We start from the raw sequence: 7,038 nt of genomic DNA on the forward strand, positions 1-7,038 counted from the left end.
TGTCATGGATGACGGTCATGGGATGACGAAGGACGACGCTGTCCGTGGTTTCGGCCGGGTCGGCGGTTCGTGGAAGCGCTCCGCCGCAACAACCCGGACGCAACACCGCAGCCTGCACGGCAAGCATGGTCAGGGTCGCTATGCCGCGTTCAGTCTTGGTGGCCAGATCACATGGATCAGCGTCGCGGCGGATGGCGACATCGGTCACGGCGAAATTCTGATCACCGGGGATCGGAACGACCTGCGTCGCTTCGAGATAAGCGACAGTAAACCGTCAACAAGATCAATAAAGGGCACGCGGGTCGTGGTCAGGCGGTTGGACGAGCGCGCGGTCGCCATCCTGGGCCGCGACGACATCGTCGACAACCTGACCGCCATCTTCGCGATATATCTCGAGTCGTACTCGCAGGTGACCTGGGGTGGCACGAAGCTCGACCCATCCCGGCTCCAGGAACACCGCGTGGAGTACCCACTGACCGTTCCGGGAATGGAGGGAAAGGCATCGTTGACGGTAATTGAATGGAATGCAAAAATCGATCGTGCCATCTTTCTCTGTGATTCCGACGGCATGGCGTTGCACCAGATCTCGCCCGGTATCTGGGCGCCGGGCTTCGATTTTACCGCCTATCTTCGCTGGAACGGATTCCGTGACCTCGGTCGCGACATTCACCTCCTTGATTTTGAGCTCGAACAGGCGGCTCCGTTGCTGGAATGCGCACGAAGGACACTGCGTGAGCACTTTCGGCTGGACCGCACCACGCTTTCCACGCTCATCAGCACGTCACGAAAAATCGGTGACCGGCTGGATTTTCTCGCCGGGCTCAATGCGCTGGTCTTCGATACGGAAAGCAATAGGCAGACACTCGAACGCCGCCAGTTGCACCGCATCCTCGCCGAAGAGACGTGGATCTTCGCCGAGGAGTACGCGTTGACCGGGGACGATGACCGCCTCCTCCAGGTCCTTCGAGGACACGCCGAGATCCTCGGCGACGACATCGACTTCACCGACTCGCGGACCCCGCCACGGCGGGCTGACGGTCGCGACGCAATTCCCGACCTTGTACTGTCCCGGAAGGTCGAACAGCATCAGAACCGTATCGAGCACATCGTCATCGAGCTGAAACGACCGAAGATCGATATCGGCGTGGCGCAGATCAATCAGATCGAATCCTACGCACTCGCGGTCCTCGATGACCCACGCTTCACCCAGGCCAACGTCTTCTGGGATTTCTGGGTGGTGGGCGTCCGAGTGGATAAATATGCCGAAATGCGCCGTAACCAGGACTCGCTTCCGCACGGCTTCATTCAAAGATCAGGAAGATACAGCATACAGGTGAGAACCTGGGCAGAGGTCATCGGTGACGCCGAGCACCGCCTGAAGTTCGTCGCCCGGAATCTCGAATACCGCAGCAGTCGGGATCAGGGAATTCAGTATCTGCGCGACACGCACAGTAAGTATCTTCCGTCCGCGCTCCGGCCCGACGAGGGAAAATAGATATCACTGGGTCGTGAAGGAGATCGCGGCAATCCATGTACTCGAGGAAGTCCTCTTCAAAACTCATGGTTCCCTCATCGCAGGCGTCACGCAGCTCGGAGTGCTCTTCGAGCCGATGCCGCTGGTCGAACGGGTTGACCAGCGTCGAGTACGCCTCGACCCCAGCAGCGTGAGCCGGGCGTGGGCGGATGCGGAGGTCCGGCTGTAGAGTGCGGCTTCGACCTGCCGCCAGCCACCGATGATGCGGGGTGCGGCAACCGCATGGGGGACGGTCGCGTAGGTGGCCGCGATCTCGGCCAGGTCGGCGTCGAGCTCGTCGAGGGTGAGCCGGTCCGGTTCCGCCGCGGCGATTCGGTGGAACACGTCGGCAGCGACGTCGGTTGCCGCAGTGAACGCACCTGCCTCCAGTACCTGCCGCCGGTCCGTCGGTGCCTCCTCTCGTTCCCGCCGCGGGTAACCGGCGTAACCCGTTACCCGTAACCGGTTACGTACGACTGCCTGTTACGGCCTGCTGTTACCCCGCCCGCACGTTGTGTCGTACTCGTGTCGGCACGATAACCGGTCGGCCACGCAGGCAGAACACGAACGGGGGATGTCGTGGTACCGCCGGAACCGAAGACCTATGTCCGCAGGCTGGTTGCGTCGGCCTGGATGGACGCCACCCCGCCGAAGGTGCGTGCCCCGGCCCCGCGACGCCGCGTCCCTAGTGCCGAACGCTCTTTGGGAACGATGCGAATCTGGTGTTGTGGCAGGAGCATCAGATTCACATCGTTAACGGGGGAGACGGGCACCGGACGTGACGATGCCCCCGCCGGTAGCCGGTCGGGGGCATCTGCCGTTGCGGGTCAGTGTCGTGACTATCTGGCCCTGCGACCGCAACACAGGTTGAAAACCCTGTCTACGTGTTCTTGGTGAAGACCAGCCGCAGGCCGATGAGGGTGAGATGCGGTTCGTGGTGCGCCAGCGTCTCGCTTTCGGCGATGATGAGGGACGCCAGCCCCCCGGTCGCGATGACCACGGGTTCGGTGTCCAGCTCCTCGGCGATGCGACGTACCAGGCCGTCCACCTGGCCGACCACACCGTAGATCATCCCTGACTGTAGTGCCTCCACGGTGCTCTTCCCGATCACAGATCGTGGCGGTGTGAGTTCGACCTTCCGTAGCTGTGCGGCCCGGGACGCGAGCGCGTCAAGGGCGATCTCGATGCCGGGGGCGAGTGCGCCACCGAGGAACTCGCCCCGGCTGGAGACGACGTCGAGGTTCGTGGACGTCCCGAAGTCGACGACTATCGCCGGCCCCCCGTACAGGTGGTGGGCGGCGAGGGTGTTCATGATGCGGTCGGCGCCGGCTTCCTTGGGATTGTCGATGAGGATCGGCACCCCGGTGCGGGTACCCGGCTCCACCACGACCGCCGGGATTCCGTCGAACGTCCGCACCAGCATGCGGCGGATCTCGCGCAGCGCCGCCGGCACGGTGGAGCAGACTGATACGCCGTCGACGTCGTAGCCGCGCAACAGGCCGCGGAACAGCAGCGACAGTTCGTCCGCGGTGGCGTTCGGGTCGGTGCGTATCCGCCAGGAATCAATGAGCTCGTCGTTGTCGAAGACTCCCAGGACGGTGTTGGTGTTGCCGACGTCGACCGCGAGCAGCATCAGAGATCACGATCCTGGTTCGGTTCGATATGATTATCTAGGCGCTGATCCAGAACGAGATCCAGACTCAGATCCAGACCGAGATCGAGCGCGGGCGCGGAATGGGTCAGTGCGCCCACCGCCAGGAAGTTGACGCCGGTCTCGGCGACCGCGCGCGCGACCGCCAGCGTCAGCCCGCCGCTTGCTTCCACTGCCACCCCGGCCGGGCGGGCGAGGGCGACCGATTCGCGCAGTTCGTCGGGAGTCATGTTGTCGCACAGGATCAGGTCTGCGCCGGCCGCCACGGCCTCGACCACCTGGGCCTGCGTGTCGCATTCCACCTCGACCGCCAAACCGGGGAAGCGTGTGCGCACCGCGGTGAACGCCGCCGCCACTCCACCCGCGGCGATCACATGGTTGTCCTTCACCAGCGCGGCGTCTGCCAGCGACATACGGTGGTTTACCCCGCCGCCGCAACGTACCGCGTACTTCTCCAGGGCACGCAGCCCCGGCAGGGTCTTGCGGGTGTCGCGGATCGCTGCGCCGGTACCGTCGACCGCGTCCACCCACCGGCGGGTCGCGGTGGCAACCCCCGAGAGGTGACACAGCAGATTCAGTGCGGTGCGTTCCGCGGTGAGCAGAGCGCGCACCGGGCCGGCAACGGTCAGGACGGCGTCGCCCGGGCCCACCCGGTCGCCATCCGAAACGCTGATCGTGATCTCCAGTCCACCGGCGCGTTCGGATACCGACCGGGGTGCCGGCTCGATACCGGCCACGTCATCCCGTGACCCGTACTGTTCGGTCAGCACGATCTCGAACACCGCCGCTGCTACCGGCAGACCGGCGACCACCCCTCGCGCCCGCGAGACGATCGCGGCCCGGCCCTGGAGGTCGGGCGCCACGGTTGCGACCGACGTCGCGTCCACCGCTCCCACCGGGCCGTCGGCAAGATCCTCACAGACGGCCCGACGCACGATTTCGATGATCATACCTGGGTCGAGTCCGGCGGATACCAGCGCGCCCCGGATCGGCGCCGACACGGGCATCAGGCCGCGTCCGAGGCACGTCCGGCAACACCGCTGCCGGCGCCCGCGCCTGCGCCTGAGCTGCCTGCGCCTGCGCCTGCGCTGCGCGAAGCAGCCGAACTACCCGGTGCGGCCTCACGTGCAGCGTTCGCCGCCTCGTAGGTCACTGACAAGCCGCCTTCCGCATCCAGCCGGGTAAGGATGTGACCACGCCACGCCACATCGTCGGCGTTGGGGAAATCCTCTCGCCAGTGTGCGCCCCGGGTCTCCTGACGCAGCGCCGCGGCGGCGACCAGCGCGGTGGCGACCGTCCGCAGGTTGGTCATCTCCCACGCATCCGGTCCGGCTGTGACCGTGCCCCCGCCGGACCGCCGCGATTCCCCGAGGGCGGCGAGCGTCCTGGCGGTGGTCCGCAGGCGCTCGGCACTGCGCAGTACCCCCGCGCCGGCTGCCATCGCCCGGGCCAGGTCCGCGCGGGCCACCGGGTCGGCGAGCCCGGCCGAGCCGCGTCCCACCACCGGGTCCGCGGGCCGTGCGGGGGTCGGCAGCCCGCGGGCGAGGTCGATGGCGATCCTGGCGGCGAAGACCAGTCCTTCCAGCAGACTGTTGGACGCCAACCGGTTCGCGCCGTGCACGCCTGTGCACGCGACCTCACCGCAGGCGTAGAGACCGGGGACGCTGGTGCGGCCCCAGCTGTCCGTCCGGACACCACCGCTGGCGTAGTGCGCCGCCGGGGCGACCGGGATCGGCATACTGACCGGGTCCACCCCGGCGGCACGACAGCGTGCGGTGATCGTCGGGAACCGCCGCAGCAGCGTGGATCTGCCCAGCCCACGGGCATCCAGGTACAGGTGGTCGACGCCCTGAGCAGCCATCACACGCGACATCTGCTTCGCCACGACATCGCGCGGGGCGAGATCCGCCAGCGGGTGGACGTCCGCCATGACAGCGCCGCCGGTGGCGTCCACCAGCCGGGCGCCCTCGCCGCGCATGGCCTCACTGACCAGTGGCTGCTGGCCGGACACGGGGTCGCTGTGACCGGGAGCCGCATCGCCACCGGTTCCTGCCAGCCACAGCGCGGTCGGGTGGAACTGGACGAACTCCAGGTCGGTGACGATCGCCCCGGCGCGCAGGGCCAGCGCCACGCCATCGCCCGTCGACACCGGCGGGTTCGTGGTTGACGCGAAGACCTGCCCCATCCCACCGGTCGCGAGGACCACTGCGCGGGCGGTTACCGCGCCCACGCCGTCCGTCGTCCCCTCGCCGAGGACGTGCAAGGTCACCCCGGCGGCGTTGCCGTCCGCGTCCAGCAGCAGGTCGAGGACGAGCGCGTGTTCGATCACCTCGACGCCCGGATCCGCCCGCAGCGCGGCGATCAGGGCCCGCTCCACCTCCAGGCCGGTCGCATCCCCGCCGGCGTGCACGACCCGGTTGCGCAGGTGTCCACCTTCGCGGGTCAACGCGAACCCGCCCGCGGAGTCGTCACGGTCGAACGAGGCGCCGAGGTCGGCCAGTTCCCGGACCCGGGCCGGACCCTCGGTGACCAGGATCCGGACCGCGTCGACGTCGCACAGCCCGACCCCGGCCACAAGGGTGTCGGTCAGGTGATCATCTGGAGAATCCTCCGGGGCGAGTGCCGCGGCGATCCCACCCTGCGCCCATCGGGTCGAGCCCTCGTCCAGGCGTGCCTTGGTGACCAGTAGTACCCGGCCGCCGGGTACTGCCGCCCGGGCATGCAGGACGGTGGCCAGCCCCGCGATCCCGGAGCCGATCACGACGATGTCGGCATCGCGGGCCCACCCCGGTCGGGGCGCGCCAAGCTGACACGGCAGGACCGTCACGTACGAACCCGCCGCCCGGACGATGCCGGCCCGATCGATGCCGGCCCGATCGATGCCGGCCCGATCGACGCCGGCCCGATCGACGCCTGGCTCACCGCGTTCGGGCTGACGATGTCCCCACGCAGGCTGGACGGATCGTCCGGGATTGCCTGTGCCGGGTCGTCCCCGCGCGCGACGACCCGGTTGGCGCCGTCCACGAACAGCACGCGCGGGGCGAACCGGCGGGCGTCCGCGTCGGCCATGATCGCGTACGACAGTATGATCACCAGATCGCCGGGGTGGACGAGCCGAGCCGCAGCGCCGTTGATCCCGATGACGCCGCTGCCGCGTGGGCCGGCGATCGTGTACGTCTCCAGCCGGGCACCGTTGTCAATGTCAACGATCGTGACCTGCTCGCCGGGCAGCAGGTCGGCATCCTCCAGCAGGTCGACGTCGATCGTCACCGAGCCGACATAGTGGAGGTCGGCCTGGGTGACAGTGGCTCGATGGATCTTCGACTTGAGCATGGTCCGGAACACGGTCAGCCGGCCTCCTCGGGCAGCGTGAGCTCGATGTTGTCGATCAGTCGGACGGTGCCGACCCGGGCCGCGACCAGCAGCAGCGCCTGGCCGCGACGCACCGGCGTCAGGTCATCGGGGCTGGCGAGGGTGAGGTAGTCGACGTCAACACCCGGTTCGGCGGCCAGGACGTTCTCGGCGGCCGCGAGCACCACGTCCGGGCCTTCGTCCGCGACGCTCACCCCGACCGCCAGCGCTCGCGACAGCGCGAGCGCGGCGCGGTGTTGATGGGTCGTCAGGTAGGAGTTGCGGCTGGACAGGGCCAGTCCGTCGGGTGCCCGGACGGTTGACACCCCGACGACCTCGGTCCGAAAGGCCAGATCCCGCACCATGCGGCGGATGAGGACAAGCTGCTGGGCGTCCTTCTTGCCGAAGAAGGCCAACTGCGGACCGGTGAGGTGCAGCAGTGTCGCCACGATCGTGAGGACGCCGTCGAAATGCCCGGGACGGCTCGACCCTTCCAGCAGATCGCCGAGTGGGCCGGCGCAAA

General features: G+C 67.7%; 7 protein-coding genes. 1 reads left to right on the forward strand and 6 read right to left on the reverse strand.

Translation table 11 applies throughout. The features are described 5' to 3' along the window. Positions 1-1,495 (forward strand): ATP-binding protein (locus tag U9977_RS24185; protein ID WP_322751585.1); only part of this gene is annotated, 1,495 nt, incomplete at its 5' end. Positions 1,496-1,558: 63 nt separating this feature from the next. Here U9977_RS24185 and U9977_RS24190 read toward each other — a convergent pair. From U9977_RS24190 to U9977_RS24215, 6 genes are all read right to left on the reverse strand, one after another. After that, positions 1,559-1,858, reverse strand: a complete 300-nt coding sequence (locus U9977_RS24190; protein ID WP_322751586.1) for a hypothetical protein — start codon at positions 1,856-1,858, stop codon at positions 1,559-1,561. Positions 1,859-2,393: 535 nt separating this feature from the next. Further along, positions 2,394-3,146, reverse strand: coding sequence for a type III pantothenate kinase (locus U9977_RS24195; protein WP_322751587.1), 753 nt, complete (start codon positions 3,144-3,146; stop codon positions 2,394-2,396). Then, positions 3,146-4,171 (reverse strand): carboxylating nicotinate-nucleotide diphosphorylase, encoded by a 1,026-nt coding sequence (gene nadC, locus U9977_RS24200; protein ID WP_322751588.1) that lies wholly within the window; start codon positions 4,169-4,171, stop codon positions 3,146-3,148. Before nadC ends, U9977_RS24195 begins: the two co-directional genes overlap by 1 nt. Then, on the reverse strand, positions 4,171-5,991 hold the full coding sequence (locus U9977_RS24205; protein ID WP_322751589.1) for an L-aspartate oxidase: 1,821 nt from the start codon (positions 5,989-5,991) through the stop codon (positions 4,171-4,173). The genes nadC and U9977_RS24205 overlap by 1 nt, the downstream gene beginning before the upstream one ends. Further along, complete coding sequence (panD, locus tag U9977_RS24210) at positions 5,988-6,509, reverse strand: aspartate 1-decarboxylase (protein ID WP_322751590.1); 522 nt, start codon at positions 6,507-6,509, stop codon at positions 5,988-5,990. The genes U9977_RS24205 and panD overlap by 4 nt, the downstream gene beginning before the upstream one ends. Before the next feature lie 2 nt (positions 6,510-6,511). After that, positions 6,512-7,038, reverse strand: a 527-nt coding sequence (locus tag U9977_RS24215; protein ID WP_322751591.1) for a pantoate--beta-alanine ligase, incomplete at its 5' end; no start/stop codon positions are given.

Origin of the sequence: Protofrankia sp. Cas8, from assembly GCF_963555845.1 — a bacterium.
In the GTDB taxonomy this organism is placed as follows: Bacteria; Actinomycetota; Actinomycetes; order Frankiales; family Frankiaceae; genus Protofrankia.